The sequence below is a fragment of the Collinsella sp. AM20-15AC genome, assembly GCF_003471405.1.
Lineage (GTDB): Bacteria > Actinomycetota > Coriobacteriia > Coriobacteriales > Coriobacteriaceae > Collinsella.
In genome coordinates this window covers 1-1273 of sequence record NZ_QRJA01000065.1, presented here as the reverse complement: position 1 = coordinate 1273, position 1273 = coordinate 1, and the positions used below count along the sequence as shown (strand labels likewise).

General features: G+C 65.1%; 1 protein-coding gene. It reads left to right on the top strand.

Annotated features, from left to right (window positions below):
* The first annotated feature begins 24 nt into the window (after positions 1–24).
* The gene (gene arcA, locus DW233_RS10080; protein WP_117774421.1) at positions 25–1266 is read left to right on the top strand and encodes an arginine deiminase; all 1242 of its coding nucleotides are present in this window, start codon (positions 25–27) and stop codon (positions 1264–1266) included.
* The last annotated feature ends 7 nt before the right edge of the window (positions 1267–1273 follow it).

The window sequence follows — 1273 nt, the reverse complement described above, 5'->3', positions numbered from 1 at the left end:
GGCCCGAAAGAAAGGTAGGAGGCCATGACGAAAGGTCTGCACGTGCCTTCCGAGATCGGCAAGCTCAGGAAGGTCTGCCTGCACCGTCCCGGCGACGAGCTCCTCAACCTGCCGCCCGACGAGCTCGAGCGACTCCTGTTCGACGACGTCCCGTTCCTTGAGGTCGCGCAGCAGGAGCACGACACCTTCGCCCAGATCCTGAGGGACCAGGGCGTGGAGGTGCTCTACCTCGAGAACCTCGTCGCAGAGGTGTTCGACCAGGTCCCCGGCGCCCGCGCCGAGTTCACCGACCAGTACATCGCCGAGGCGGGCATCCGCGGCCAGCAGATGCCGCAGATCGTCCGCGAGAAGCTGGACTCCATCGAGGACAACCTCGAGTTCGTCAAGAAGACCATGGCCGGCATGACCAAGGCCGAGATCGACATGCCCCTCACGGCGTCCACGACCCTCGACTCCCTGGTCAACTCCGAGTCCGAGTCCGACCTGATCATCGACCCGATGCCCAACCTCTACTTCACCCGCGACCCGTTCGCGGTCGTCGGCGAGGGCGTCAACCTCAACCGCATGTACTCGGTCACCCGCAACCGCGAGACCCTGTACGGCAAGTACGTCTTCAAGTACCACCCCGACTACAAGGACGTCTCCCTGTACTTCCGCCGCGACTGCCAGTTCCACACCGAGGGCGGCGACGTGCTGAACATCAACGAGAAGACCCTCGCCGTCGGCATCTCCCAGCGCACCCAGGCCGCCGCGATCGACGTCATGGCCCAGAACATCTTCTGGAACTCCGACTCCAAGGTCGAGCGCATCCTGGCCTTCGACATCCCCGTCTCGCGCGCCTTCATGCACCTCGACACGGTCTTCACCCAGATCGACGTCGATAAGTTCACGATCCACCCCGCCATCATGGGCACCCTGCGCGTCTACGAGCTGACCGCCGGCAAGAACCCGGGCGACGTGAACATCCGCCTGATCGAGGACACCCTCGAGCACGTCCTGGAGGACGCCACCGGCGTCGACCAGGTCAAGCTGATCCCCTGCGGCGGCGGCGACCCGATCGCGGCCTCCCGCGAGCAGTGGAACGATGGCTCCAACACCCTGTGCGTCGAGCCCGGCAAGATCTGCGTCTACGCCCGCAACACCGTCACCAACGACGTGCTGTACAAGGAGGGCCTGGACCTTCTCGTCGTGCCCTCCGCCGAGCTCTCCCGCGGCCGTGGCGGCCCGCGCTGCATGAGCATGCCCTTCTGGCGCGAGGACCTCTAAGGTTTTC